The sequence below is a fragment of the Bradyrhizobium manausense genome, assembly GCF_001440035.1.
In the GTDB taxonomy this organism is placed as follows: Bacteria; Pseudomonadota; Alphaproteobacteria; order Rhizobiales; family Xanthobacteraceae; genus Bradyrhizobium; species Bradyrhizobium manausense.
On the sequence record NZ_LJYG01000019.1, the window covers coordinates 30980 to 57543 of the forward strand.

The window sequence follows — 26564 nt, forward strand, 5'->3', positions numbered from 1 at the left end:
TCCGATCTTTGCATGTTTGAGCCTTAGCAGATGCGTGGCAGTTGCTCGCCCGACAGCCAGTCAACGATGCGGCCGCCGCCAAAGCTGGTCGCCATCTGCACGAAATGATGGTCATCGGCGATTGCCTCGCCGATCTCGGCGGCATCGCAGCCGAGCGGATGCGCCCGCATGGCAGCAAGCACGGCATTGGCGACCTCGGGCGACACGATGGCAACCAGCTTTCCTTCATTGGCGACATGGAGCGGATCGAGCCCCAAGAGCTCGCAGGCCGCCGCCACGTCCGGCTTCACCGGGATTGCCTCTTCCTGCAGGCGAAAGCCGAGGTCGGATTGCCGGGCGATCTCGTTCAGGGTCGCGGCAAGCCCGCCGCGCGTAGGGTCGCGCATTAGGCGGATTCCGTGGCCTCCGGCCTCAACCATCTTCGCAACGAGGTCGTGCAGCGCCGCCGAATCCGAGATGATGTCGGTTTCAAAGGCGAGGTTCTGCCGCTTGGACATGATGGCGATGCCATGATCGCCGAGCGTGCCCGAGATCAGCACGCGGTCTCCGACGCGCGCGTTTTCCGCGGAGAGATCGAGCCCGACAGGCACTACACCGACGCCAGCCGTCGAGATGAACAGGCCGTCGGCCTTGCCGCGCTCGACCACCTTGGTGTCGCCAGTGATAATGTGAACGCCGGCCGATCGCGCCGCTTCCCCCATGCACTCCGCGATCATCTTGAGGTGGGACAAACGAAATCCCTCCTCGATAATGAAGCCCGCAGACAGGTAAAGCGGCCGCGCCCCTGCCATTGCGATGTCGTTGACCGTGCCGTGCACGGCCAGCGTACCGATATTTCCGCCCGGAAAAAACAGCGGCGAGACGACGTAGCCATCGGTCGTCATCACCATGCGCCCGCCGCCGACGTCGAAGGCCGACTGATCATTGCCGCGCGCCAGCCATTCATTGCCGAAGGCCTCGTGGAACAGTCCCGAAATAAGCTGCGCCATCGCGCGGCCGCCGGAGCCGTGAGACAGGTCGATGCAGCCATTGCTGATGTCGAGCTTGGCCTGATGACCTCTCATGACGCCGGCCTCTGCTGATGATCGCGGAAACGGCCATAGGTCCAATGAGCGGCGCAGGCGCCTTCCGAGGAGACCATGCAGGATCCCATGGGCGTTACGGGCGTGCAGATCTTCCCGAACAGCTCGCAATCCACAGGCTTCCTTATCCCGCGCAGGATGGCAGCGCATTTACAGGCCGGATTGTCGGCAACGCACAGCTCGCCCATGTCGAAGCGCAGCTCCGCGTCGTATTTGGTGTAAGCGGGCTTCAGCCTCAGCCCGCTGTAGGGCACTGGGCCGAGGCCGCGCCATTCGAACCGGTCTCGCAGCTCGAAAACGTTGGAGACCTCCTCCTTAGCGCGCAGATTGCCGTCGCGGATCACCGCGCGGCGATACTGATTCTCTACTTCGTGGCGATGCTCGTTGACTTGCCGGACAAGCATTAGGATCGCCTGCATCATGTCGAGCGGCTCGAAACCGGTGATCACGATCGGCTTGCCAAACTCCTCCGCGACAAACTCGTAAGGCGTCGTGCCAATGATGACCGAGACATGGGCTGGCCCGATGAAACCGTCAATCTCGACGTGTCCGATATTGCGTATACCGCAGCTCTTTAGAATATTCTGCATCGCTGGAGGCGTCAGCACGTGGTTGCAGAACACGCTAAAGTTTGAGAGCTTCTTCTTTTCGGCCAGACGTATCATGATAGCCGTCGGCGGCGTGGTGGTCTCAAAGCCAATGGCGAAGAACACGACCTCGCGCGCGGGGTTCTCCTCTGCGATCCGGATCGCATCGATGGTGGAATACACCATGCGGACATCCGCGCCGCGGGCCTTTGCCTTGAGCAGCGAGGCGCCTTGCGAACCCGGCACGCGCATTAGGTCGCCGTAGCCGCAGAGGATGACTTCGGGCCGCATCGCGAGATGGATCGCCATGTCAATACGCCCGGCCGGCAGCACGCAGACCGGGCAACCAGGGCCGTGGACCATCCGCACGTTGTTCGGCAGCATGTCCTCGAGGCCATAGCGCGAGATCGTGTGTGTATGGCCGCCACAAAACTCCATGAAACGATAGGGTCTTGCCAGATCGACCTCGGTGCCGATCGCTTTCGCCACCCCCAGCGCGATCTCCTTGTCGCGGAACTCGTGAACATATTTCATTGCACAGCTCCCTGTCACTCGACGCTGAGCTCGCGCAACAAATCCAATGTGCGTCTGGCTTCCTCGGGGTCGATCTTGGTGAGCGCATAACCGACGTGAATGATCACGTAGTCGCCGACGGCGAGATCCTCGATCAGGGCAACGGAAATCTCCTTGCCGACGCCATCGATGGAGACGACGGCCATCTCGTCAGGCAAAATTTTTGTTACTGCTGCAGGTATGGCAAGACACATCAGGCGGTTCCTTCCAGGCCTTGGTGTTCGATGAGTTGGAGCGCGGCGATCCAGGCCTGCCCCAGGCTCAGGCCGCCATCATTGGGCGGCACCTGGCGGGGCAGCAGCGGCGTAAGACCGGCTGCGAGGCAGCCCCGCTCGATCTCGGCGCTCAGGATCGCATTGAGAAAGCAGCCACCGCTCAAGGCGACGGTCATGATGCCGGTCTTCCGCGCAATACGAACGATCCAGTCGGCACAGGCGGCCGCGAACGTGCCGTGGAACAGTTCGGCGCCGTCGGTCGGATCGAGCGCATCGCTCGCCAGCCGTTCGAGCAACGGAGACAGTGAGAGCACGCCGTTCTCGATCACCCAGCCGTCCCTGGCAACGCGGGGCTGGCGAACACGCGCTTCCAGCTTCATCGCGGCCTCGCCCTCGTAGCTCTGCACCAGGGAAAGCCGAAGCAGTCCTGCCGCGGCGTCGAACAGCCGGCCGGCGCTCGTCGTCATCGGCACGTCGCGCTGATCCAGCAAGGCGGACAAACGCACCGCTTGCGGCTGCGCGGCAAAGCGGCGCGGAATCTCGTCGCCGCGCTGCAATCCGTGTAGCACGCTCGCTGCCATCCGCCACGGCTCGCACGCGGCGCGGTCGCCGCCGGGCATCTTGAGTGTGGCGAGATGTCCGAGCCGGCGGAAGCGCGCCCCTTCGCACAGCAGAAGCTCACCACCCCAATTGCCGGCGTCGCCGCCATAGCCGAACCCGTCAAGCACCAGCGCCAACACAGGACGTTCGACGCGATGTTCGGCCATCACGGACGCTGCATGGGCATGATGATGCTGAATCGCAACCAGCCTCCTCCCGCTCGCTTCGGCAAAACGGGTCGAGGCGATATTCGGATGCAGGTCATGCGCGACGACGACCGGCTCAACATGGAGCGTTGAAAGCAGTTGATGCACTGTTTCTTCTAAGCAGCGGACCCCTTCCGCTGTGTCGAGATCACCGATATGTTGGGAGACGAAGGCCTCGTCGCCGCGCGTAGCCGTTACGGTCGATTTCAGGCTACCGCCAACGGCAAGGATCGACGGAACGGATCGTAGGAGGCGCACGGGCTCTGGAACGTAACCGCGGGCGCGGCGGATAAACTGGGTCCGCCCGGCCACGACAGATACGACGGAATCGTCCGCACGAATGACAATGTCGCGGTCATGGGTGACGACGAGATCGGCGATGCCGGCGAGGCGCCGCCTCGCCTGGTCGTTGTCGGTCAGCAGCGGTTCGCCGCTGAGATTGGCGCTGGTTGTGACGATCGCCCAGCTTTTGCCGTCCTGCGGATGGCTCGACTTCAGCGCATCAAAAATCAAATAGTGCAATGGCATCACCGGCAGCATAACCCCGACCCGCGACAGCCCCGGCGCGATCGCAGGCGCGAGACGATGACGCGACGTCATCAGCACGATTGGCCGCGCTAGCGTCTGGAGCAACGCCAGCTCGGCAGCATTGGCAGCGGCGATCTCGGCAACCAAGTCTATTGAGCCGACCATGATGGCGAAGGGCTTTTGATCGCGCTGCTTGCGCTTCCGAAGGCGTTTTACGGCCTCGTTGTCGCGCGCATCACAGATGAGCTGATAGCCGCCGAGCCCCTTGATCGCGACGATCTTCCCCACTGCAATTGCGGCCGCGATCTCCGCAACGGGGTGGCTAAGCCTCGGGCCGCATTGCGGGCAGGCAATCGCCTCGGCGTGGAAGCGGCGGCTGTTGGGATCGGCATAATCCGCGGCACAGGCTTCACACATGGTAAAGCGCTTCATTGCGGTGGCCGCACGATCATATGGCAGCTGCTCGGTGATGGTGTGGCGTGGCCCGCAATGGGTGCAGCTGATGAAGGGATAGAGATGGAGCCGGCTGGCCGGATCGAACAGCTCGCCCCGGCACGCCGGGCAGGTTGCGGCGTCGGCGACGATCCGCGTCGACACCCTGCCCTGCTCGCTGGCGCGAATGCAGAACTCCTCGCTCGCCGCCGCGCTGACCGGCTGCACTGAAATCTCGTCGATCCGTGCCAGCGGCGGCTTTTCGAGCGGTAGCGCGGTCACGAAATCCGATGCGCGCGCGCCCTCGACCTCGATGACGACGCCATGCGGATCATTGGCGACGAAGCCGCCGAGGCGATAGCGCCTGGCCAGACCATAGACATAGGGACGAAAGCCGACGCCCTGTACGGCGCCGCGCACATGCAGACGCAGCCGTCGTCTATCGCGGGCTGTGGCTTCGTCCACCATTGTCATTCCGCCGCGGCCGGTCCTATCCTGGCCGCCTGCTTGCGGATCCAGGCATAAAAGGCCGGAAGCCCTTCCCCTGTGCGCGCCGACACGGTCAGCGCCTCAATTTTCGGGTTGACCCGCCGCGCATATTCGACGGTCCTGGGGAGATCGAAATCGAGCACCGACGCGAGATCGATTTTGTTGATCAGCATCAACGAAGAGGAGGCGAACATATCCGGGTATTTCAGCGGTTTGTCCTCGCCCTCCGTGGTCGAAAGCACCACGATCTTGCAGGCTTCACCGAGATCGAACGCCGCGGGACAAACAAGGTTGCCGACGTTCTCGATAAAGAGAATGCCGCCGTTAAGCCGGCGCAGCCGCTCATAGGCCCTAGCGACCATGCCGGCATCGAGGTGACAGCCCTTTCCGGTGTTGACCTGGATGGCCGGCACGCCAGTAGCGCGAATGCGCTCTGCATCGTGGGAGGTCTGCTGATCACCTTCGATCACGCCGATCAGAAAGCTGTCCTTCAACTCGGACACGGCGCGGACCAGCAGCGAAGTCTTGCCGGCGCCGGGGCTCGAGACAAGGTTGAAAGCAAGTACGTCGTCGGCGTGGAAGCGGGTGCGGTTTTCGGCGGCGAGGTGGTCGTTCTTGCCAAGAATGTCGCGTTCAACTTGGATGATACGGTCGCTGCTCATGCCCGCGATCTGTTGGCCCGCGGGCTTGGCGCTGCAATCGAGAAGCCCGGCGACGTCGTGCTCATGATCGTGGTATCCGCCCCCGTGAGGATGATCATGCCGGGCATGATGGTGATGACGACCATCGTTGTCATGCTCATGATGCGCATCACGAACGCACTCGATGGACGTCTTGGCGTCGTTGCAACCGCAGACCGTACACATCAGGCGACCTCCAATTTATTCACGCGCATTTCCTCACCGCCGGTCACCTGCAATTGATAGCTGCCGCAGGTTGGACACGGCTCGTAACGCTGCTTGATCTCGACGCTCATCGAGCAAGCCATGCACCATGCGATCCCCGGCGTCGCGATGATCTCCAGCCTTGCGCCCTGCACGATGGTCCGCGCAGCTACCGCCTCGAAGCAGAATTTGATCGCCTCCGGTGCGACGTGGCTGAGCGCACCGATCTCGAGGCACACGGTCTTCACCTTCGAGAACGAGCGATTTCGCGCCTCTTCCTCGACAATCCCAATGATGCCCTGGCACAGCGCCATCTCATGCACGGCCGGCCTCGTGGAAATTGAGGTTGAAGCTAACGCAAGGGTCAAACGACCCGACGAAAGTACGAACCGCGTCCTGTCCGCGCGGGCCGGCGGCGAGCCGCGAGCCCTTGAGGCTCTGGACCAGCGGCCCCCGCGCGTGGAAATTCCATTCGGTCGGCGCCAGTAATTGGAAGCGCACGATGCGGTCCTCGTCGTCGAGCTCGATCGCATGGTAGAGTCGGCCGCGTGCACATTCGACCGCGGCCGCTCCCCTCTGGTTACCGAGGGAATAGCTGGCGATAACGCCGTCCTCGAGATCCCGCTCGGCGTCGTCAAGCCAGGCGAGGAGACGAGCCACTTCGGCGAGGCGCGCCTTGAGGCGCTCGGCTGGGCCAGCATCCAGCGCCAAAATCTGCTCGCGGCCGCCCCTGCGGGCCCAGACGCCGGTCTCCGGAATCCGACCGTGAAGTTCGGGCGCGCCGGAAAAGCTCGCTCCCTCGGTGAGCAACCGCGCAATGACGTCGGGATCATCAGCAACCGACAGGAATGACTGCTCGATGGCAGGAAGCGACAGCGCCTGGGCATTGAAGCGTGCAAGGTGCGCCGCCGCCGGTGCACGGCCTGGTTCCGGACATTGAGTTTCGCGCGTGGTTCCGAGCGCGGTCACCGCGGACTTGATCTGCGACACCGCCTCGCGCATCGCTCCCTCTCTTGCACCTTCGCTGGCGACGCCGCCAAGAACTGTGGCCGCATGCATCAGCGCGCGCACCGCCTCAGCGCCGGTGCCGTCAAACGCGAGCTGCCTGACGAACAGGCCCCGCACCAATTCCGTCAATCGTTCTGCAACGACTGCGGTAACGCGGCGCTGCACCGTCTCCGCGGCGGCGTCTTCACCCCGCGCAGCTTCGACCGCCGACAGATAGGCCACCTGCTGCGCGACCGCGCAAAGCGAGAACAGCCGAGGCAGCACTGAGAGCACTGACGATGCTGGCTTGCCCGCAAACAGGCGCATGACGGCCGGCCTGCTGCGCGGTAGGATCGCAACGTCGACAATCGAGCACCCGGCGAGCCACACCGTGATCTCGATCTCGCTCCGGAAGGCGAGGCTCATGCGCGCTGCTCCGTCAGGACACCGCAGGGGACGTTACGGCCGTCGAACGCGCTTGTCGCGAACGCGCCGACGGGGTCATAGGCGGTCCAGCAGATGCTGCATTCGAGCGGCGTAAGCTCAGTGACATCCTGCCGCACGCCGAAATTATCAACCTTCTTCATTTGAAATAGGCCTCGATAGTTTCCCTAAGCCGCTCGGCCGAATCCTCGAAATCCTCGTCAGCTGCGACAGCGACCGTCGGCATGCCGCCTACCTCGAACGTATCGAGGATGATGGTGTCCATGGCGTTGAAGAACTGCACCGACCAGACATTGCGGATTCCGGTCGCGAGCACGCGGCAGGTGCCGTAACCGCGCGAGATAAGCTGGATTGGTCCGTTCCTGATCGTCTCCTGTAGAAAGCTCATGTCGATCGGGCTCATCGGCAGCAGCGTGAGGTTGATGATCCCCGATGGCATACCAGGCCGCCAGGCAAGCGCCCGCGCGCGGATTTCGGCGAGCACTGGCAGCACGTTCATGGCGCCTTGCGGCGGCTGGCCGATCTTGAAGTCCGCGATTGTCAGATCCGCGGCTGCCCGTTTCACGATCTCTGGGATCGCTCCGATCTCAAGATACTCGTGAAAAGAATCGGTCTGGATCCGCACGCGCCATAGGCCTGCGAACACCGCCTCCCGGATCTGCACCAGCGATCCGCCCGGTAGCGCGACGACGCCGGCTACCTCGCCTTCACCGATGATGCCGGCGACGAGCTCGCGTTCGAGATGGTTGAGATCGTCAAGCCGGAACAGCCGCGTGGGCGCATCTACCTTCTGGCTCGCGATGGCTTCAGCTATATTCGACAGGAGCTCGATAGCATTCGGGCAGCTCTTCGCTAGCTCGGCAACATCGAGCTTGGCAAGCTCTGGCAATGCGCCCGCGGCGCTCCGGCTGTGCCCCGCTGCGCTCGGACTCTTCCCGGTGCGCATCGCCTGCTCCTTTTCGTCAGCCGCTGTGCAGAAACCCCCACCTGCCTCACGGGACAAGAGTGGAGAACGATCAAGAGCAGTGATATCGAGCGCGGACCGGCCGCGTCGTGCGAGGCAGAAATCCATCAATCCTCCAGATCTGAGCCAGATCAATTGTCCGACAAAGCCGAGTTTTAGTTGGAAACGATGGCTGTCATGAACGACTGATAGTCATCTTTTTAGATCACAAACTTGTCTTCCAACCTCGCAGTCGTTGTCTTACGGTCGGTGCTTGCTTCGTGGCTCGTATTAGGATGTCGAAGGTGGCCAGAGGCCTGATCGCGCTGTAGATGCACGGGCAATGTCGGATCACGGTTGATCAGGTCGGCGAAGAAGCAGTCGCAATCGTCGCCGTTGAGCGCTGCGCCGATGCCATCAATAGCATCGCCAATTAGCTGCGCCTCTTCATCATCCAAGAGCCGGATCGCAGTGTCGACATGGACAAGCACCTTGGCGGAGGCAATCGGATCGGAGAGCAAGAATACCCAGACACGACGCTGCTTTCCGCGAAACTCGCAAAGCGCAGAGATACCGTCGGTTTCGATAACCGTCATTGGTAAGCCAAGACACATCTGCGACGTCTCCGACAACTCGCGATCCGTTCATGTTCGCGCTCTCATTTCGTAACGCTGGTGATCGATACCATTGGCGAGCAACCATTCAGATTCCCCTAATGGTGTGATGCGCGGCGTCACCCGCACGCCCCACTCCACGAGAATAAATCTGGCAAGCTCGACCGCAGGGCTAATTTGATTACGCACTGCCGGCGTCAGGGGTCCACCCCAGTCATCGAGATCAAGCGGCTGGCAACCGATCAACACGAGATGTTTTGGGCAATGCCCGAGCAGGTCACACGCACTGATAACTTCCTGAAATCCAGTATGATGCAGGCTCATCTTCCTAATGCCGGTGAAACGCGGCACCTCCTCGTCGCGCACGAGCTTCAACTGTCCAGGCTCTAGGCCATAATCGATCGCGTCGAATACGATTAGGTGGTCGGAGTCCTGAAGATAGTTTACGAGGTGGAGCCCCTGCGTCCCGCCGTCCAGGATTGTGACCTCATCGGGTACGACGTAGCGATGATGAAATTCTTCCACGGCACGTACCCCAAATCCTTCATCTGCCCAAAGAATGTTGCCGATTCCGAGCAAGAGGACGCGCCTTGGCTTTGAACATGTCGGCACCACTCCGCTTCCCCAGTTGGAACGGCACTGACGTACACCCGAGATCATCGAGAAGATGATGCTCCGGTGCGACATGATGTCTTCGCGGACGGCGGCATAGATATGGACCATCACGAATATGGTGAGTGCCCACATGCCGAGACGATGCCAAGTGTGAACGTCCTGGCTGTTCGGCCAAAGGGCGAACACCCAACCAAACATCGCGTGCTGCCAGCTGTCGATCCCCGCGCCTTCTGAAAAGAGCGCAAAACCTGTGATGATCATGAAGGGGACCAACAAGGTGAAGCCCGTGAACATCGCGGTCTGCGCCAGGGGATTGTGGCCGACATACACCTTCGGTTTGTGTTCCAGGAAGGCGTACCAACGAATCTCGTGCAATATGTCCTTCCAGAACTGCTTGCGATGCGCCGGAATGTAGACAATCTGCCGTGAGTGACGGTTCCCGAAGATGGCCCATAGGATACGGGCGAGAAAGAACATCGCGAGCACCTGCGCCGCCGCGAAATGAGCAAACCGAATGTAGCCCATCACAAATTTGCCGGACGCCGCGACCATCGACGGCGGCGTGCCGATCAGATAGCCGCTCACCATAAGAAACACGATTGACAGCGCATTCACCCAGTGGCAGATCCGCACCGGCACTTCGTAGACATAGATAGGGGACCGAGCGGCGGCTTGTTCGCCAGCGGCATCGACCGCGATTGGGGCAGAGGCCAGCTCGGTCTCCGCCCGACGTTTAGCTGTATTCATCATGAGGTTCCTGCCTCTTTACCGGACTATGACGGCTGCCATTTCCTGACCGTCCGGGCTCATCACGTGGGTCGAGCACGCAAGGCAGGGATCGAAGGAGTGGATCGTGCGTAGGATCTCCAGGGGCTGTTCCGGAGCCGCCATCGGCGTCTCTATCAGCGCCGCTTCAAAGGCGCCGATGTTGCCCTTGGGATCCCGTGGCGATCCATTCCAAGTGGTTGGAACCACGCACTGATAGTTGTCGATCTTAGTCTCCTTGATCTTGATCCAGTGCGCGAGCGCGCCACGCGGCGCCTCGGTGAAGCCATAGCCCCTTGCTTCCTTCGGCCAGCTCTCCGGCTCCCATTTGTCGATGTTGGCGGTCGAAGAGTCGCCCGCCTTGATGCGTCCCACTAGCTTGTCCTGGAAATACCGCATCTGGTTGGCAGCCCATTGGCATTCCAGTGCGCGTGCTGCGGTACGGCCGAGAGTAGAAAATAAGGCCTTGTCCGGCAAGCCGAGCGTCTTAAGCAGCTTTTCGGTCGGCTCCTTAAATTCCGGCTTGTTCTGCGCGCAGCCCAGGATGAAGCGGGCGAGCGGTCCAACCTCGACGGCATTTCCGCGCCACCGCGGAGCCTTGATCCAAGAATACTTGCCGCCTTCATCGAGCTCCTTGATGTCGGTCTTGGTGCCCTTCGCATTGGGACCGAGCACGTAGTTTGGCTCGGTGATGCCGTCCCAGGGATGTCGGCCCTTGGAGTCATCGTCATATTTGTACCAGGAGTGACTGACAAACTCCTGTATCTGCTCGGGATCTGCATGGTCGAGCGGCAGCACCTCGTTAAGATTGCCGTTGATGATCACACCGCGCGGCAATTTCAGGTTGTTCGCAGAATAGTCGTTGGCGTTCTCCGGAATGTCGCCATAGGCCATCACGCTTCTGCCAGAGAGCCCGCCGCCATAGAGCCAGTCCTTGTAGAAGGAGCTAATCGCGACGATGTCGGGCAGGTAGACCTTTTCGGTGAACTCGATGCAGCGATCGATGACGGACGAGACGAGATTCAATCGCTCCATGTTGATGGCGCCGACCGCGCCGGTGCCATCGACATTGATCGCGCAGGCCACCCCGCCGACCAGCCAGTTTGGATGCGGATTCTTGCCGCCATATATGGCGTGGATCTTGACGACGTCCTTCTGGAAATCGAGCGCTTCCAGATAATGCGCGACCGCCATCAGGTTCGCTTCCGGCGGCAGCTTGTAGGCGGCATGCCCCCAATAGCCGTACTTGAACGGACCGAGCTGACCGGACTCGACAAACTTTGTCAGCCGGATCTGGAGGTCTTTGAAATAGCCGGGAGAGGACAACGGCCAGGACGAGATCGATTGCGCCAGCACCGAGGTCGCCTTTGGATCGGCCTTCAATGCCGACATCACATCGACCCAGTCGAGCGCGTGCAGGTGATAGAAATGCACGAGATGATCATGCACCTGGAGGCAGAGTTGCATAATATTTCGGATCGAGTTGGCATTCTCCGGAATGGTGATGCCCAGCGCGTTCTCAACCGCACGGACCGAGGTGAGCGCGTGCGTTCCGGTGCAGACGCCGCAGATCCGCTCGGTGAAGGCCCAGGCGTCGCGCGGATCGCGGCCGTTCAGGATGATTTCGATGCCGCGCCACATTGTGCCTGAGGAGACCGCGTTGCGGATCACGTTGTCGGAGTCGATATTGGCCTCGATCCGCATATGACCTTCGATCCGGGTCACAGGGTCGACCACGATGCGCTTGCCGGGCTTGAACCCGTCTGGGGTGTGAAGGTCCACTCTTGCCTTACCTCAAAACACTCAGTGACGCCGGTTCGTATCTTCCCGTCTGGTGGCATAGCGCCTAAAAGCTGTCACCGCCGCATGTGCGGCGACCCCAGCGCCGACGGCGCCGGCCGCCGCCATACCAATCTGGTCGGCATTTTTTTCGATGCCGAATTGCTTGATGTTGGACAGGCGGTCGTAGAACGAGCCCTTGTCCCAGAAGTCATCTTCTGAGCAGCCGATGCAGCCGTGACCCGACTGGATCGGAAAGGAGACGCCGCCGTTCCAGCGCACCGACGAACAGGCGTTGTACGTGGTCGGCCCCTTACAGCCCATCTTGTAGAGGCAATATCCTTTGCGCGCCGCCTCATCGTCCCATTCCTCGACGAATTGGCCTGCGTCGAAATGCGCGCGTCGGTAGCATTTGTCGTGGATGCGCTGCGAGTAGAACATCTTCGGCCGGCCCTGCCGGTCGAGTTCGGGGGGCTTGCCAAAGGTGGCCATGAAGGTCACAACGCCAGTCATCACTTCCGCGATCGGCGGGCAACCCGGCACCTTAATGATAGTTTTGTTGGTGATGACCTTGTCGATGGGTGTTGCCTGCGTCGGATTGGGCCTGGCCGCCTGAACGCAGCCCCATACAGCGCAGGAACCCCAGGCGATGACGGCCATCGCGTCCTCGGACATGATCTTCAACTTCTCGACGAATGGCTTGCCGGCGTGAATGCAAAACATGCCGCCCTCGTTCAGCGGTGGATTGCCCTCGACCGCGAGCACATACTGCCCCTTATGTTTGGCACGGGTCTCTTCGAGGATCGCTTCCGCTTGATGGCCAGCGGCGGCCATGATGGTGTCGTCATAGTCAAGCGAGATCATCGACAGCATTGTATCCTTCATTAAGGGATGGGCGGAGCGGATAAAGCTCTCGGAGCAGCAGGTGCATTCGAGCCCATGCATCCAGATCACAGGTATGCGTGGCCTTGTTTCAAGCGCATTCGCAATGCGACTAACGGCCAGCGGCCCAAGCCCGAAGCTTGCCGCGGTCAGGCTGCAAAATTTAAGAAAGTTTCGACGGGTGATACCCTGCCGTCTGATCACGCCATAGAACGTTTCCGTCGCTGCTCCCATGAGCCTCCCCAGCGATTATGCCGATTGATGAAGTTATCGATGAAGCGAACAGCAAGAAGCAGGCCAATGGCTCGGTGTGTGCGCGAACTGAAGACGTTCCCGTTTGTTAGGAATTTGGTCGACCAAATCATAGGCGCACGACGACGTCGGAATCACGACAAACGAGCACGGCGAATGGCAATCGGCCGATCCCAACATTGGTCATGCAGGCGATGCAAGGATATCTTGGCGCGGGAAAACTACGCGGTCAGCCATATGAATGGCGACTTTGCTTCACGTCCCTTGCTTGATCTCCTCCAAATCGGCGGCTTGGCATGCGCCATGGAACGGGACTGCAGGCCCCTTTTACAGACGGCAGTGACGTTCTAAACGACCGACACTCTGGCTTGCCGATGTGAACGGTATCGGCTCTGTGTGGGTCGAATCTCTATCAAAATTCTCTGAGATGTGGTGCAATCAACATTAGGGCTGTGCAGAGGTGTATCTCCGCCTATACCCGAACATGCGCAGCGGGGCGGCCCCGACGCCTGGACCTGGGATACGCCGAGTCCGCCCCAACACCACCATGGGGGGGGCCTGGTGATGTTGTGTGTCTGGCAGAGCAAGCAGCGTGCCAGACGGAGGCCGCATTTAGGCAAGCAGCGCTTATCGGGATCACGCTCGAAGGCGTCCACATTGCACATCGCTACAGCCTGCATACGCTTAGCTTCAGTGCCCAGAACACGCCCTTCATCGCTACGACGAAATCTCCGACCGAATGGTCCTACGTCTGTTGGGCGTTATCGAACTGTCGAATCCAGTGCTGTCCGGCGTTCGAGAAACTTTTAGCACTCGGTCCGGCAATTGTCCGCTTTTCAACAGGCAACTAGCTAGAGGACACCTCTCATGAGAGTTACCGACCAAACCTATCGTCTTTCAAAAGCCAGCACGCAAGGGCGGGCCGCGACCGTAGAATATCCTCTCGCCGGGCTCGCCAAGCTGCAGGAACGCGCGATCGATATTGTCTCAGAAAACTCTATTCGCGAGCTCTGGACGATGCGTCCTCTGGCTTGAGGTGTCGTTTCCGAATATTGTAACTAACCAGCCAAATCACGCCGACGGCGATCGGCACGAAAGCCGCGGTTACGGACGCGGGCTCTACGTGGAGCCCAACATCGTGAGCGCCTTTCGCGAGATAGCCGAACAGGCTGACCACATAGTATCCAATGGCCCCGACTGACAATCCTTCGACTGTGGACTGCAGGCGAAGCTGCTGCCTCGACCGTTCGTTGATCGATCTCAAAAGGTCGCGATTCTGTTGCTCGATCTCGACATCCACGCGTGTTCGTAGCAAATCCGCGGCGCGTGCCAGCTTGTCCGATAAATTTGCCTGACGCTCCTCCATCGTCGCACAGGTTCGTATCGCAGGCGCCATACGGCGCGCCAGGAAGGACGACCAAGTCGGATAACCCGCGACGCCCTCACCTTCAACGATCGACAATCGCGATTGCACGAGCTCGTTGTACGCTCGGCTGGCACCAAAGCGGAACAAACTGCCGGTCACGTCTCTTTCGAACGAGACTGCCAGTGCCGTCAATTCCTCAAGGAGATGGTTGTTGACTTTTAGCCCTTCCGCGCCCTGCATCTTTTCGAGGACCTCGACGAGGCGGCGATCGATTCGATCGACCGATGGCGCAAGCTCGAGCGCAGTCGATAGACCGAGCAGCGCTAGGGAGCGGTAGGTTTCGATTTCTAACAGGCGTTGCACCAGCGCACCGAGATCGGGCGGCGTCAGTCCGCGATCACAGACTAGAATTCTCGTGAAACCTTTGTCGTCAGCGCGAAAGTCGGAGGCTACAAGGCCTGCCCCGTCCTTGACGTTGACCATCGCGAGGCTATTTTTGTCAAAAATCTGTTCGGCGCGCTCGATCGGACAATCGCCCTGCTCTGCCTCTAACTTGATCGCGGCGAGTAGTTCTCCAGCTTGCGATAGTGCACGGATCAATGATTGAGCGGAGTCACAGACGTCGCCGAATTGACGGGCGGCTGAACCGTTCGCGGTACTCCAGATCCAAGTGAACGTTGCAAATTCCGAATGTTGCTCCCAGCGTAGCACCACCGGTCCTAACCCGATCTGATGATGTTTTGCCGATGGCTCTGGCGGGGTTACATTGCGCTCCCGACAGAAGTCGATAAATCGGCGGCGATCGCTTGCGGCATCCTCGCCCTTCGCGAGAAACACGAAACGCACCATCCCAAGCGAAGAAACTAGACCGGAAAATGGGCGTGCATGCACTTCGCCGAGTACGGCCTCCCGCTCGGGATGCAGCTTGAATGATGCCAAATCCAATTGGTCGACCATCGATATCTCCCAAGCGCGCAACGTCCAGTATCACCGCCAGCCGCATCGTCGGCGGCGCCAAATCGGTAGACCCGCTAGCAAACGATCAAGGGGAGATTGACGCTCCTCAGCTCGCGAAGGAGTCCTTGCGCGCCCCAGTTCGGCGCCAGCCAATCGATCTCGAATGAGGTCATCGAGGCTTCTGCTGAAATCATGGGGGCCATCAGCTTTGCGCCGTCCAGCCTCTTCGGCGAACTGCCGCCATTGCTCACCAGCAGTGGAGCCGCGTCGGTATCGTCGCTTTGATACGTAGAGTTTCAAATAGGCCTCCGCTTCGTAAGCCTTGGCGTCCTGCTTTTTGTGCGGTGCAGGATTTGGGCCAGTGCGATACACGAACACGCGTGTTGCCTTTCCGGCACAATGTCGCGTCTGCCGACGGATTGATGACTTGTTGACATCGGCACGTTCGCGGTCGGGGAACCCAGATGTACGACATCGAACAAAAGGATCCGCGCGGTTCTCGCAAGCCAGGTGCGCTCGCACCGGATCATTGGTTCAGGCGGCGGTAGTGGCTATGTCTCGCCGGATAAGTCATCGCTCATTGTTGGCTTTTAATGCGATTCAGCGGGGTAGGTCAGCGAATTGTCGGAGGTTCAGACCTGCATTCCTCTGCTCCGATCTCCGCTTGTTGGATGACGCAGGAGCGCGTAACGCTTCACGGCATCTGAACAGGCGCCTCGGGCCGCGACATTCGTTCCCTCTTGAGCGAATTGGGCTTGATTGGTCGCACAAAGGGCATCCCGTCCCAGGGCACGGCACCGGGCGTTTCTAGCTGCAATCGATGTGTTGGTTTGACGCTTTGGAGTTGTCGTATCAGAAACGATCAATATCCTAACGCGGCCATTGCCACTTTGATGGCTTAAGGGCGCGCGAAATATGGAGCGCCTTGCACCTGAGTCGGCTTTAACATGCCTCCCCTCGAAAGCTTGTTCTGGACCGCTGCGAATTTGCGACCCCGCGGAACGGCGGTGGACAGCACAGCCTCACCTACGGATATACCTAACTCCTGTGACGTGCCAGCAGCTCAATACGAGAAGCATTGGATGTCGCACACACAGCTCCCCCTCTAAGGCTCACGCTCTATGTGTAGGAGCATCTGTCGTGCGGTGGTTCAGCGTCCCGGTCGACAGATCAAGCTAAACAAGAAGGGCATGGTCAGAGAGATTCTGCTACATAACGCGACGTTTGCACAAGAACGCCGCCAGCTTTTGTTGACGAACGATCAGTCCATAAACTCCAGCTTGAATTTTCCAAAACCCGTGGGCTTGGCCGTGAACTTGACAGTCTTCTCTGCGAGACACTCCAAGGCACCGGATGCGAATTTAAACGACGTCTTACCGTACGCTTCAATTCCAACGGCGTTGTCGCCCTCTACGACGATGTCGCCGATGCCTTCTAGAAGCTGCTCGGCTGCAAAACCATCAGGCGAGCGGTGAAGATTAAACGAACCCAGAAACGTTCCCTCCTCGTTATCGAGCTCCACGACAGATATTGCTGTAACCACGGCATTTTTGAATACCCCATCGGCGCCGTTGCACGTATATTGGAAGCTAACGACGTCGTGTTCATTGCGATCACCCACTACGTATCGAGCTGTGGCGATTATGGCGCAGTCGTAGCCTCCGATTGGACCAGCGAGCGAAACTCCGGCCATCCCAATCAAACCGAATACGGAACATAGTATCGTAGCAAGGAAGGATTGCGTCATCTTAGTTTAGTCCTCTGGAAAGGGCTTTCGCCCCTGGTACAACCTGACGCAACGTCCGATTCAAGCCCTCTTCGGAAGGGATTGTCCTCCTCACATTCCTGGGTGAGGACCACCGCCGCCTCAGGCGTTTATCACTGCCACGTCGACAATTCGGCGCAGCATGGCTCGGACGCCAGATTCTTCGAGCGCGGTCCTTCGGAATGCTTGCAGCCGCTTCAGCTCCGGTTCGGCATACTGCTTGCTTCTCGCGGCACGAGATCACCGCGCCATGTAGAGGTGGGCACGGCGCGTCTTCGGGCGAGCATCAAAGCCACTGCTCGCCTCAGGTTTCTCCGATCAATCAGTAAGGAGGCAACGTGAAACCCTGTATTCGGGTGGCCGCAGCTGCGGTCGCTTTGGCTGACAGTCTCGGGCGTCTTGTCACCGGGGTGTAGGAAGTCGAGACCAGCGCATACAATAGCATCAGCGTCTGCGTTCGGAACGGCAGAGTTAGTGGATATGGCTACATCGGCCATTGCTACGTTGATGGCGAGTTAGCGAACGTCTATCACCACGGAGAGGATTCATATTTCACCCTCGTGCCGAACGGCTCGGGGGCATACAACGGTTTTGATCACGACACGTCTTCCTACTTCTCAGTGAAAGTCGAGCGTCGTGAAGCCCACATGTTTGACCACTACGAAGACTCGTACTTTGCTTACAGCGTTTGACCTCTGGCAGAGCCCTCAGATGTCAAACGCGACGCGGGCCACGAGACGCACGATGATACGCTCAGCTATCAGGTCGAAGGATAGCTAGCGGCGTCGGCTCGGCAAGGCGAACAATCCTGCGAACACCACAACGCCTTGGCTTGCGATATGTGCATCATCGGGGTAACGAAGACAACGGCGGAGGGGCCGGGCGGCTTTAGTCACACTCCTCCGTCGTGACTGAAACGGACTTCTCCCGATCAGCCACAAGCGGACTATTGAAAACGAGCGGGAACCTACTGGCTATTAGGGCATCGAAAGCACAACGCTCTTCGTACAGACGTCGCTCGAGATCCTGGCGCTCGAGTCCCGTTGGCTGCGTTGTAAGTAAACGGCGATAACGATGAATGCGGTCCCGATGACTGCGCAAGGCAGCAAACTCCTCATCTATCACCGACTTCACGCCCTTATCCTCGCGTGCTTGATTGTGTGCATATACGCTGATGAGAAAACTCAGCCGAAACTTCGTCTTGTTCGCAAACGGCAGCCACAAGCTTCACTGCTTTCGTCCCCAGGCGTGGAAGATGCGCGGTAGGCCGACAGTCGTATTAGGCCGATCAAGGAACGCTTCGAGCTCGGCCGTAATGCCGCCGATCTCCTGGATGCTGGTGAGCCCTAGCTGAATCAGCGCGTCGCGAATTGCGGCGAAAGTCAGCAATGGTACCCGCTTGACGTCACCCTCGCCCCCGTAAGGCTGGACCATTGAGGAGTGAACGTCAGAGAAGCCTGCGGCTTCGAGGAGCGCGACGAGCCTACGGCCAATGAAGGGATCTCCGCCGCGCTTGCGCACGGCTTCAATGAAGAGTTCGCCTTTGCGACGAAATGCAGCCGACGGCGGATCGCAGAACTCGCCGTCGCAATCGATATCCTGGACCACGATCATACCCCCAGGTCGGAGCGCCTCGTAGGCTTGTTTGAGCGCCTTACCAGGATCGACGAGATGGGTAAGGACGAACCGAACACTCACCACTGATACCCCCCGCACCGGCCAATGATGTGTAACATCTGCGCGGCAGAATTCCACATTTGGGATGCCACGCCGCTTAGCCTCCGCTCGTGCTAAAACGATTTTGTCTTCATCGAGATCCAGACCGAAAACTTGGCCAGCTCTGCCAACCCGCTTTGCCAATTCGAACGTGATATCACCACCGCCGCAGCCTGCATCGATGGCGGTGCACCCGTCGAGCGGTTCGGATCGATCGAGCAGCAAGCGTGTCGGCTCCGCCAGCACCCGGGCAACCACTGCAAGACGCGCCCGCTCCTCCTCTCCACCCTTTAGAACGTGGGAGGGGAGATCTTCTGTCCGCATCACAATCCTCTGCGATGTTAGTTAGATCTGCTCTGATCGTGTGCAGGGGGCCTCGCCGAAAACCCGATCATGCTCTCATAGCCCTCGGATAGTTCGGGGAAGACGCCTCGAACCTCGGTGATAGCTGCAGGATCGCCCCCTCTCTGGGAAACCTTCCACTTTGCTTCATCCGAATTTGAATAGCACGCCGTAGCCGCCTCGCGGATAGCTCCATTCGATATCACCGCTCTCCTCGCAAATGACCCGGCAAGTGCCGCATTCGATGCAGCCGTCGACGGTGGCTTCGACCTGGCCCTGTTCGCTGAGCTCATAGCAGCGCGCTGGGCAAGCTTTCAACATCGACAAAAGCTGCGGCGATGGTTTGGCATGCGGCCGCACCTTGATGTGGGGGCGGCCGGTATCGACGAGATAGCGGTTATTGAATAGCTTATCTTCGACACGCATGGCTAGTTCGATCGACATAATTCGGTCTCCGTCGTTGGCACTTCCTGCTTCTCCGTTCACCGCCACGCGCGCGCGAGGCGAAAGGCATCGCCAAATAGACCTCTCCGCGAGCGTGCGCTGGTGAACGATCTAAGCGTGAGCTTTTCCTTTTCAATTTTTGGCGTGCCGTCGACGCGCAGAAAGTTCTGCATGGCCTTGGAAACGAGCTGCGGATAGGTCAGGAAGAAGTTTTGCGAGCGAGTGTGCATCAGCGCCGGCATGTCTTTGTACTTCCTTAGATCCTTTATCACGAAGGACTCGTCGAGCATCTTCTTGTAGAGCGCCAGGTACTGCGGGATCATCGGTTGATTGCGCGACTTGATCCGAAGAATCGCTTCGGCCGCAATCCGGCCCGAGGTCATCGCGAGATTTGAGCCTTCGCGATGAATTGTGTTGTTGAGCTGCGCGGCGTCGCCGATCACGACCCAGCCATTGCCGTAGAGTTGCGGTATCGCTTTGAATCCCCCTTCTGGGATCAGATGAGCAGAATATTCCTTCACCTCGGAGCCTTCTATAAGGGGGGCGACCGAAGGATGCCGTTTGAAACGATCGAGCAGGCCGTAAGGCGTCTCGCCCGTGCGCTGGAAGTCGGCGACCAGACAGCCTATACCCAGCGAGATGCATTCCTTGTTGGCGTAGATAAAGCCCATGCCGGTCATGCCGCGAGAAATCGTGCCTACGGCCTCGATCACTACGCCTTCGTCACTCTTCAGATTGAAACGCGCCTCAATGATCTCGCGCGGCAGGAAGTGCATTTCCTTAACTGCGAGCGCAACCTTCTCGGGCTTCGGCCGCTCGCGCAAGCCAGCCCGCGTGCCGAGCATGCCGTTGACGCCCTCCGCCAGCACGACGATGTCGGCGTGGATCTCCCCATCGCGGCGATCGGTCCTTACACCGATAACCTTGCCATCGGAGTCTCGTGCCAGGTCGGTGACTGTCGTTTCGCATAGTACTGTGGCGCCCGCTTCGCGAACCTTTTGCGAGAACCACTTGTCGAATTGAGCGCGGATGATGGTGTAGCGGTTCGGCTTGTCCTCGTTGAAATCCTCGGAGCGATAATGCAACCCGGTGTGCGAGCGATCGTCCATCATCCAGAAGCGCTGCTCGACCAAATGCCGCTCAAGCGGGGCGTCCTCACGGAAATCGGGAAGCAGCTTCTCGAGCATGTCGGCATAGAGGATCGCGCCCTGCACGTTCTTTGAGCCCGAATACTCGCCACGTTCGAGCTGCAACACCTTCATGCCACCCTCGGCCATAGTGAGCGCGGCCGCATTGCCGGCCATGCCCGCGCCAACAACGATGGCATCGAATTTTTCCTCGATCATGATCGTACTCCTTTAACCTGCTATCCGATCGCTGGAATGTGGCGACAGCCGCTCGCGGAACGCGGCGGTGAGCGGCGGCAAGAAATGAATGGCATCGGTGACGATGCCTATATGAGCGAAATCGAAAATCGGCGCGTTCTTATCGGTGTTGATAGCAACGATGAGGTCGGCGCCCTCAACGCCAACTCGGTGCTGGATCGCCCCCGAAATGCCGACGGCGATATAAAGCTTTGGTCGGATCGTCTTGCCCGTCTGGCCGATCTGGCGATCGGAAGTGACCCAGCCCTTCTGTACCAACGGCCGCGAACTGCCGTATTCGGCCCCAAGCGCGATCGCCAGCTGGTGCACCAGCTGAAAATTCTCCGGTGATCCGAGCCCAAGGCCGCCCGCGACAACGGCATCGGCATAAGCAAGGTTAGATTTTGCTGAGTTGCGGTCAGGCAGGAAAGAGAGAACTTTTGTGACGATGTCGTCTTCGACGAGTCCGAGTAACTGGGTGATAATTCGGCCGGCCGGCCGCGCGACGTGCTTTGGCATCGGCATCACACGTGGACGGACGGTTGCCATCTGCGGACGAAAGTTCAGCGTATAGATCGTGCAGAGTAGCGAGCCTCCGAAGGTTGGGCGCGTCGCGGCGAGGGAACCGTCGGCATCGACATCCAGCTCTGTGCAATCGGCAGTCAGTCCCGTAAGCAACGTAGTTGCGACCGAGCCCGCGAGATCGCGGCCGAGCGTAGTCGCCCCCAAGAGTAAGATTTCCGGTTTGTGGCCGTTGACAAGGTCGGTCAGAGCCTTCGTGTAGGACTCGTTGCGATAGTCGGCCAAGAGATTGTCGGCAACCATGTATACGAGGTCAGCACCGTAGCAGAAAGACTGCGCAGCCGCTTGCTGTGTCGCCTCACCTTGCGGGCCGATGATGACCGCAGCAAGATCAACCTTGAGCTTGTCGGCGAGCTTACGGCCGGCGCCCATGAGTTCCCAGGACACGGGGTGCACAACCCCGCGTTCCTGCTCGACGAAAACCCAAACGTGCTTGTAGGCTTTAAAGCGCTCGGGCAACTCCTTCTTGGTCGCGGCACGGCCAGAGGCGGCGGCCGGAGCGCGGCTTTTGGGGGTACTGCTCATGGTATTAGTCTTCCTTGCTATACTAGCCGTGCGCCAAAATCGCGAGATCGGCTTTTCGGAGTTCGTTTGGCGCCCGAGGGGCACTCCCCGAATTGCTCGCCGAACTTCGATTAGAACAGTCTTGCTGTGTAACCCCGGCCCAAATTAGCGTTCGGCACAGGCGGCGAGCCACGGAGGTCGCACGGCACGAATGCAAACAGATCTTGGAGGTCGGACTTTCCCGTTTGAGGCATGATGGTCTTGCTCACAGCGTGCACGCTCATCTGCGCGGAAACGAGAACTTTCTTAATGCAGACGACGATGTGCATGCGCTTCTCCAAGGCTTTGCTGCCAATCCAGTCAGCAAGTGTCGTACCAAATGGGCGGGCACTCGAATTTCGGTGTTAATACAGAGGCTTACAAAATCAGCGGCATTCCCCTCGGCCGGCCGGGGCCCGACGCGACAAAAGATTCGGCGACCATACGTCGGAAACCGAACAGCGGCATTAAGTCCACGCATATGCTCGTCCACAGGCGAACTTAGCCACGACAAGGAGGGTTAGCATGACGTCGCAATTCGGAAGGTCGCAATCACGACACCCCTTCGAGCAAAGCCGGACTCGCACCTTCCCGCAGCAGCCGCGCCGCCCGGGAAGACCGAAGAGGCAGCGAACGAAAGCGAGGTGAAGTGAAGCGTCATCACTTCAACCTGTCGAGTTTCACGAGGGGTAGCGCTTTCTTCGGCCGTGGTGCGACGGCCTCCTTCAGAACCTTGAAAACGCGTTGATCGATTGGAGAGGAGGCTACGAAGTCGGCGTATGCCCGCTCAAGTACGGCTTTACACCGTTCAGCGACCTCCACATCGGTTGCAGCATTCAAGTCTTCAGCCGCGAGATACTGCCCCATGCGTCGCAGGATGTGGAGCCGCGCCACATTGACGATTTTTGGATCGTACTTGACACCGAGCAGCTCAAAAAACTCCTCGGCCGCTGCGGCCTTGCCTAATTGATAAAGGATACCGTTTGACATCATTTCCATCCGTATTTCTACCACATGTTCGTCATCGGAGCCCAAGGCACTGACGTGCGGTCCTGGCTACGCGTTCGAGAACAGAGATGACGACTACTTTGGACATGGCGGCCTTACGCCCCCTTGGGCAGGGAGCGCTCGCAGAGCTCGCGCCAGATCGTCATCACGGTCTCGCGCCCCACCTCACCCTTGTGCTCAACGGCATGCTTGCGGACGCGCGCAAGAATCACCCTGCTTTCCTCGGCGCTGACGGAAAGCCGCAATTCGGACAGCAGCGCGGTGATCGCCGCGATCCCCGAATGTTTGCCGATTACAAATCGATTGGAGCGACCGAGCAGTTGTGGATCGAGCGCCTGATAGCTGCGCTGATCCTTCAGGAGACCATCGACATGGATACCGGATTCGTGCGTAAAGACGTGCTCGCCGACAATCGCTTTGTTGAGCGGGATGGTACGGACGGCGGCGGCCGCGACGAGGGCAGCGACATTCTCGAGTTCCGGCAGCACGACGCCGGTATCGCGTCCATACAGTTGTTTGAGCGCAACTGCGACCTCTTCCAGCGGCGCGTTCCCAGCCCGCTCGCCGAGGCCGATCACAGTGACTGAGGCATGCGTTGCACCGGCCTTGATTGCGGCGAGCGTGTTGGCGGTTGCAAGGCCCAGGTCGTCGTGGCCGTGGAATTCAATCTCGAGGTCTGTGTTGGCACGCAGCGCCGCCACCAGCGCAAAGGCCGCATCGGGATCGAGCACGCTGAGCGTGTCAGCGACACGGAAGCGCCGAGCGCCGGCGTTTTTTGCCGCGGTGATGAGCTCGATTAGGAAGTTGACGTCGGCGCGCGAGGAGTCTTCGCCTCCGACCGCGACATCGAGCCCCCTGTCGCGAGCGTAGCCCACGATCCGCTTCAGCTGCTCGAGCGCGGCGACCCGACCGATGCCGAGCTTGGCGGCTATTTGCAGGTCGGAGGATGGGACCGAAATATTAACCATTGCGACGCCAGATTCGATTGCTGCGTCGACATCAGAACGTTTCATCCGGCACCAGGCTATGATTGTCGCTTCTAAGCTAGCTTCGACAATTGCGCGGATCGCGCTGACTTCTTCATAGCCCATTGCCGGCGTGCCGGCCTCGATTTCGGTGATCCCGGCGCTTGCTAGCACACGTGCAATCGATAGCTTTTCCGCTGTTGTGAAGGCCACGCCGGGAGCCTGCTCGCCGTCGCGTAATGTGGTGTCATTCAGGACTATCTGTCTTGTCTGCAACTTTCCAGACACGGTTACTCCAAAGGCCATGGCGGCTTCCGCCTTCCCCGCTCAATCGTGAGCAACGGCTGTGCCACGCGTACCGGTGAGGCAGCCTCCTGAAATGAAAGTGCTTCAAGGCAGTAACTGGGTTGGTCATAAACACACCAATGTAGGACTTGCGACGCATCACATGTCGACTGTCCTACGGATGTAAATGATGACGTCGAGCCGAGAAATCCTGTGGCCGGCAGGGCCTTCGGCATCTGCGCAAACAGGAGCTTTCCGGGAATATTGGTCAAAATGCCTTCGCCGACGAGATAGAAATGCGGATGTATGCTGGTATCGGTATCAAAGAACAGTCTTGAGCGGTTGGGCATGACTCGGCGCAGCAAGCCAGCTTTCGCGAACTGATTTAGCGTGTTGTATGCGGTCGCAATCGATAGCTTGATGTTGGCTTCGATCGCCTCGTTGAACAGCATTTCGGCGGTGACATGGCGATCGGCCCTTGCGGAGAGTAACTGAGCCAGCAGTGCGCGTTGGCGCGTCGACCGCACGGCAACCTCTCGTAGCCGCCGCGTGTACGCTTTCGCGGAACGTCCGATACAGCCGTCGCGCGAGTTCAGCCTGCGCAGCCGCCGGCGGTCCTGCGAGGCTGTTGGCGGAAAGCCCATCCATAATCTTTTCACTTGCGCCTGCGGATTGCTGGTGGCTCCGACGTGACCTCCACTCCGCGCAGATAGTCGCGGCGGCGCTCCGCCATCCTGCTCTCGCCGGTCTCCTCGCCGAAACAGTGATTGAAATCGTTGCATTGTGTGCACACAGGCGTCGTGCACATGACCAATCCTTCCTCCTCGCACAATCTGCGATAGAAGAAGCGCTTCCAGCGCATATTTTTGGTATTTTGCGCTGCCAGGGGTGCAAAATGACGCGCCAAAAGGCGCGATAACTCAAGCCGCTCGCGCAACCCGAGATCTTCCCACAAATGGTTCGGCTCCATCGCTCGCCGCGCGATCATGGCTGCCAACCAGCGGCTGGTCTCGCCCTCCGTCGATCGCTGTGCAAGCAGAAGGTCACGCACCATGATCTCCTCGTCGCTGGTCGGAACGACGTTTTCCGTCGAGACGAGGTTGCGTACGGGCGCTGATGAGAAACACCGCGCCAGCAGCTTATTGAGATCCTCCGTGGTCAGGCCCGCCCCGCCGGGAAGTGGTCCGCCATCCATCACAGCGGCGCAAAGAACTGAGGCGAGCACATGCCGATCAAAATCTGCGTTATCACTGACGTCGGCGTCTGCCGGATCGCAGCCAATTAGAAGACGGTAGAGTTCGATTCCGGCCTGCCGTCTATCAGCGGGGAGGCCGCCCGACGGAATTGAGATCGCATCGAATGGCCGCTCCTCCGTTACAATTACCGACAACTCCATCGTTAGGCCCTCATTATAATGCCGGCCTTTTTGCGGGGCCCTTACTATGTAATGCCGAAATTGCGGCGAGTTCGGAAGCGGTCTTTCCGACCTGGCTTTCGTCGATTGGCTTCATGATGCCGTGCTCCATCAGCATATCCTCAAGTTCGTCCATGCTGATCGGCGTCGGGATGATGCCCTTGCCGCCATTGTTGTGGACTTTGGACGCGAGATTGCGATAGTGCTCCGCCTGTTTGGAGTCCGGCGCATATTCCAGCACCGTCATGCGGCGTAGCTCGGCATGCTGGACGATGTTGTCACGGGGGACAAAGTAGATCAGCTGGCTGCCGAGCTTCTTGGCGAGCGCTTCCGCCAGCTCCAGCTCCTTGTCGGTCTGCCGCTCATTGCAGATCAAGCCGCCAAGCCGCACGCCGCCGGAATTGGCATACTTCAGAATGCCCTTGGAGATGTTGTTGGCGGCGTACATCGCCATCATCTCGCCAGACATCACGATGTAGATCTCTTGCGCCTTGTTTTCGCGTATCGGCATCGCAAAGCCGCCGCAGACGACGTCGCCGAGCACGTCGTAGGACACGTAATCGATGTCCTCGTAGGCGCCGTTCTCTTCCAGGAAGTTAATCGACGTAATGACGCCCCGGCCTGCGCACCCGACGCCTGGCTCCGGACCCCCGGATTCGACGCAGCGGATATCCTTATAACCGACCTTCAAGACGTCCTCGAGCTCGAGATCCTCGACGCTGCCGGCGCTCGCCGCGAGACTCAAGATCGTGTCCTGTGCCTTGGCATGCAGGATCAGGCGGGTCGAATCGGCCTTCGGATCGCAGCCGACGATCAAGATCTTATGACCCATCTCGGCAAGCGCTGCGAGCGTGTTCTGTGATGTGGTCGATTTGCCGATACCGCCCTTGCCGTAAAATGCGATTTGTCTCAGTGACGACATGTTGCTCTCCATCG

General features: G+C 59.5%; 24 protein-coding genes and 2 pseudogenes. All 26 read right to left on the bottom strand.

What is annotated here, in order from left to right; translation table 11 throughout:
• Positions 1–23: 23 nt before the first annotated feature.
• The 26 genes and pseudogenes from hypE to nifH all read right to left on the bottom strand — a co-directional run bounded on the left by hypE (position 24) and on the right by nifH (position 26550).
• Positions 24–1064, bottom strand: coding sequence for a hydrogenase expression/formation protein HypE (hypE, locus tag AOQ71_RS04100; RefSeq protein WP_057742188.1), 1041 nt, complete (start codon positions 1062–1064; stop codon positions 24–26).
• Positions 1061–2203 (bottom strand): hydrogenase formation protein HypD, encoded by a 1143-nt coding sequence (gene hypD / locus AOQ71_RS04105; RefSeq protein ID WP_057742193.1) that lies wholly within the window; start codon positions 2201–2203, stop codon positions 1061–1063. Before hypD ends, hypE begins: the two co-directional genes overlap by 4 nt.
• 14 nt (positions 2204–2217) lie before the next feature.
• Positions 2218–2436, bottom strand: a complete 219-nt coding sequence (locus tag AOQ71_RS04110) for a HypC/HybG/HupF family hydrogenase formation chaperone (RefSeq protein ID WP_057742198.1) — start codon at positions 2434–2436, stop codon at positions 2218–2220.
• Positions 2436–4697 (bottom strand): carbamoyltransferase HypF, encoded by a 2262-nt coding sequence (gene hypF / locus AOQ71_RS04115; RefSeq protein WP_057742200.1) that lies wholly within the window; start codon positions 4695–4697, stop codon positions 2436–2438. Before hypF ends, AOQ71_RS04110 begins: the two co-directional genes overlap by 1 nt.
• The gene (gene hypB / locus AOQ71_RS04120) at positions 4694–5578 is read right to left on the bottom strand and encodes a hydrogenase nickel incorporation protein HypB (protein ID WP_057742205.1); all 885 of its coding nucleotides are present in this window, start codon (positions 5576–5578) and stop codon (positions 4694–4696) included. Before hypB ends, hypF begins: the two co-directional genes overlap by 4 nt.
• Positions 5578–5919, bottom strand: a complete 342-nt coding sequence (gene hypA, locus AOQ71_RS04125; RefSeq protein WP_057742208.1) for a hydrogenase maturation nickel metallochaperone HypA — start codon at positions 5917–5919, stop codon at positions 5578–5580. The genes hypB and hypA overlap by 1 nt, the downstream gene beginning before the upstream one ends.
• The gene (locus AOQ71_RS04130; RefSeq protein WP_057742211.1) at positions 5912–7009 is read right to left on the bottom strand and encodes a nickel-dependent hydrogenase large subunit; all 1098 of its coding nucleotides are present in this window, start codon (positions 7007–7009) and stop codon (positions 5912–5914) included. The genes hypA and AOQ71_RS04130 overlap by 8 nt, the downstream gene beginning before the upstream one ends.
• Positions 7006–7170 carry a hypothetical protein gene (locus AOQ71_RS46595; protein WP_205668194.1) on the bottom strand — a complete coding sequence of 55 codons (165 nt, stop codon included), beginning with the start codon at positions 7168–7170 and terminating at the stop codon, positions 7006–7008. The genes AOQ71_RS04130 and AOQ71_RS46595 overlap by 4 nt, the downstream gene beginning before the upstream one ends.
• Positions 7167–7973 (bottom strand): hydrogenase expression/formation protein, encoded by an 807-nt coding sequence (locus AOQ71_RS04140; protein ID WP_057742214.1) that lies wholly within the window; start codon positions 7971–7973, stop codon positions 7167–7169. The genes AOQ71_RS46595 and AOQ71_RS04140 overlap by 4 nt, the downstream gene beginning before the upstream one ends.
• Before the next feature lie 323 nt (positions 7974–8296).
• Positions 8297–8584, bottom strand: a pseudogene (locus AOQ71_RS04145) (HypC/HybG/HupF family hydrogenase formation chaperone); the annotation flags it as partial.
• A 30-nt stretch (positions 8585–8614) separates the two neighbouring features.
• Positions 8615–9244 (bottom strand): HyaD/HybD family hydrogenase maturation endopeptidase, encoded by a 630-nt coding sequence (locus AOQ71_RS46600; protein ID WP_205668196.1) that lies wholly within the window; start codon positions 9242–9244, stop codon positions 8615–8617.
• Positions 9218–9946: pseudogene (gene cybH / locus AOQ71_RS04155) on the bottom strand (Ni/Fe-hydrogenase, b-type cytochrome subunit); the annotation flags it as partial. The gene AOQ71_RS46600 and the pseudogene cybH, both read right to left, overlap by 27 nt.
• Before the next feature lie 18 nt (positions 9947–9964).
• Positions 9965–11746: a nickel-dependent hydrogenase large subunit gene (locus AOQ71_RS04160; protein WP_057742216.1), complete on the bottom strand. Its 1782-nt coding sequence runs from the start codon at positions 11744–11746 to the stop codon at positions 9965–9967.
• A gap of 21 nt (positions 11747–11767) precedes the next feature.
• Positions 11768–12859: a hydrogenase small subunit gene (locus AOQ71_RS04165; RefSeq protein ID WP_057742222.1), complete on the bottom strand. Its 1092-nt coding sequence runs from the start codon at positions 12857–12859 to the stop codon at positions 11768–11770.
• A 1015-nt stretch (positions 12860–13874) separates the two neighbouring features.
• Entirely contained in the window at positions 13875–15200 is a 1326-nt protein-coding gene (locus AOQ71_RS04170; RefSeq protein ID WP_057742227.1) for a DUF3422 family protein, read from the bottom strand.
• 1261 nt (positions 15201–16461) lie between these two features.
• Positions 16462–16947, bottom strand: a complete 486-nt coding sequence (locus tag AOQ71_RS04175; protein WP_063958183.1) for a hypothetical protein — start codon at positions 16945–16947, stop codon at positions 16462–16464.
• A 1245-nt stretch (positions 16948–18192) separates the two neighbouring features.
• Positions 18193–19005, bottom strand: a complete 813-nt coding sequence (locus AOQ71_RS04185) for a class I SAM-dependent methyltransferase (protein WP_057742235.1) — start codon at positions 19003–19005, stop codon at positions 18193–18195.
• Between the two features lie 165 nt (positions 19006–19170).
• Positions 19171–19467: a ferredoxin family protein gene (locus tag AOQ71_RS04190; RefSeq protein ID WP_057742240.1), complete on the bottom strand. Its 297-nt coding sequence runs from the start codon at positions 19465–19467 to the stop codon at positions 19171–19173.
• Between the two features lie 38 nt (positions 19468–19505).
• The gene (locus AOQ71_RS04195; protein WP_057742243.1) at positions 19506–20813 is read right to left on the bottom strand and encodes an FAD-dependent oxidoreductase; all 1308 of its coding nucleotides are present in this window, start codon (positions 20811–20813) and stop codon (positions 19506–19508) included.
• Between the two features lie 12 nt (positions 20814–20825).
• Complete coding sequence (locus tag AOQ71_RS04200; protein ID WP_057742246.1) at positions 20826–21938, bottom strand: electron transfer flavoprotein subunit alpha/FixB family protein; 1113 nt, start codon at positions 21936–21938, stop codon at positions 20826–20828.
• Between the two features lie 110 nt (positions 21939–22048).
• On the bottom strand, positions 22049–22246 hold the full coding sequence (locus AOQ71_RS04205; RefSeq protein WP_057742252.1) for a hypothetical protein: 198 nt from the start codon (positions 22244–22246) through the stop codon (positions 22049–22051).
• A 370-nt stretch (positions 22247–22616) separates the two neighbouring features.
• Complete coding sequence (nifW, locus tag AOQ71_RS04210; protein ID WP_057742286.1) at positions 22617–22949, bottom strand: nitrogenase stabilizing/protective protein NifW; 333 nt, start codon at positions 22947–22949, stop codon at positions 22617–22619.
• A 110-nt stretch (positions 22950–23059) separates the two neighbouring features.
• A complete protein-coding gene (gene nifV / locus AOQ71_RS04215) occupies positions 23060–24235 on the bottom strand; it encodes a homocitrate synthase (protein ID WP_057742256.1) in 1176 nt (391 codons plus the stop codon).
• Positions 24220–24858, bottom strand: a complete 639-nt coding sequence (locus AOQ71_RS44730) for a Fur family transcriptional regulator (RefSeq protein ID WP_162268311.1) — start codon at positions 24856–24858, stop codon at positions 24220–24222. Before AOQ71_RS44730 ends, nifV begins: the two co-directional genes overlap by 16 nt.
• Before the next feature lie 11 nt (positions 24859–24869).
• A complete protein-coding gene (locus AOQ71_RS04225; RefSeq protein WP_083513922.1) occupies positions 24870–25610 on the bottom strand; it encodes a nitrogen fixation protein NifQ in 741 nt (246 codons plus the stop codon).
• A gap of 13 nt (positions 25611–25623) precedes the next feature.
• A complete protein-coding gene (nifH, locus tag AOQ71_RS04230) occupies positions 25624–26550 on the bottom strand; it encodes a nitrogenase iron protein (protein WP_057742294.1) in 927 nt (308 codons plus the stop codon).
• Positions 26551–26564 lie beyond the last annotated feature (14 nt).

Coding starts and splice junctions, on each gene's coding strand:
- hypE (WP_057742188.1), bottom strand. CDS start 1,064: ATGAGAGGTCATCAGGCCAAGCTCGACATCAGCAATGGCTGCATCGAC.
- hypD (WP_057742193.1), bottom strand. CDS start 2,203: ATGAAATATGTTCACGAGTTCCGCGACAAGGAGATCGCGCTGGGGGTG.
- AOQ71_RS04110 (WP_057742198.1), bottom strand. CDS start 2,436: ATGTGTCTTGCCATACCTGCAGCAGTAACAAAAATTTTGCCTGACGAG.
- hypF (WP_057742200.1), bottom strand. CDS start 4,697: ATGACAATGGTGGACGAAGCCACAGCCCGCGATAGACGACGGCTGCGT.
- hypB (WP_057742205.1), bottom strand. CDS start 5,578: ATGTGTACGGTCTGCGGTTGCAACGACGCCAAGACGTCCATCGAGTGC.
- AOQ71_RS04130 (WP_057742211.1), bottom strand. CDS start 7,009: ATGAGCCTCGCCTTCCGGAGCGAGATCGAGATCACGGTGTGGCTCGCC.
- AOQ71_RS46595 (WP_205668194.1), bottom strand. CDS start 7,170: ATGAAGAAGGTTGATAATTTCGGCGTGCGGCAGGATGTCACTGAGCTT.
- AOQ71_RS04140 (WP_057742214.1), bottom strand. CDS start 7,973: ATGCGCACCGGGAAGAGTCCGAGCGCAGCGGGGCACAGCCGGAGCGCC.
- AOQ71_RS46600 (WP_205668196.1), bottom strand. CDS start 9,244: ATGATCTCGGGTGTACGTCAGTGCCGTTCCAACTGGGGAAGCGGAGTG.
- AOQ71_RS04165 (WP_057742222.1), bottom strand. CDS start 12,859: ATGGGAGCAGCGACGGAAACGTTCTATGGCGTGATCAGACGGCAGGGT.
- AOQ71_RS04170 (WP_057742227.1), bottom strand. CDS start 15,200: ATGGTCGACCAATTGGATTTGGCATCATTCAAGCTGCATCCCGAGCGG.
- AOQ71_RS04175 (WP_063958183.1), bottom strand. CDS start 16,947: ATGACGCAATCCTTCCTTGCTACGATACTATGTTCCGTATTCGGTTTG.
- AOQ71_RS04185 (WP_057742235.1), bottom strand. CDS start 19,005: ATGCGGACAGAAGATCTCCCCTCCCACGTTCTAAAGGGTGGAGAGGAG.
- AOQ71_RS04190 (WP_057742240.1), bottom strand. CDS start 19,467: ATGTCGATCGAACTAGCCATGCGTGTCGAAGATAAGCTATTCAATAAC.
- AOQ71_RS04195 (WP_057742243.1), bottom strand. CDS start 20,813: ATGATCGAGGAAAAATTCGATGCCATCGTTGTTGGCGCGGGCATGGCC.
- AOQ71_RS04200 (WP_057742246.1), bottom strand. CDS start 21,938: ATGAGCAGTACCCCCAAAAGCCGCGCTCCGGCCGCCGCCTCTGGCCGT.
- AOQ71_RS04205 (WP_057742252.1), bottom strand. CDS start 22,246: ATGCACATCGTCGTCTGCATTAAGAAAGTTCTCGTTTCCGCGCAGATG.
- nifW (WP_057742286.1), bottom strand. CDS start 22,949: ATGATGTCAAACGGTATCCTTTATCAATTAGGCAAGGCCGCAGCGGCC.
- nifV (WP_057742256.1), bottom strand. CDS start 24,235: ATGGCCTTTGGAGTAACCGTGTCTGGAAAGTTGCAGACAAGACAGATA.
- AOQ71_RS44730 (WP_162268311.1), bottom strand. CDS start 24,858: ATGGGCTTTCCGCCAACAGCCTCGCAGGACCGCCGGCGGCTGCGCAGG.
- AOQ71_RS04225 (WP_083513922.1), bottom strand. CDS start 25,610: ATGGAGTTGTCGGTAATTGTAACGGAGGAGCGGCCATTCGATGCGATC.
- nifH (WP_057742294.1), bottom strand. CDS start 26,550: ATGTCGTCACTGAGACAAATCGCATTTTACGGCAAGGGCGGTATCGGC.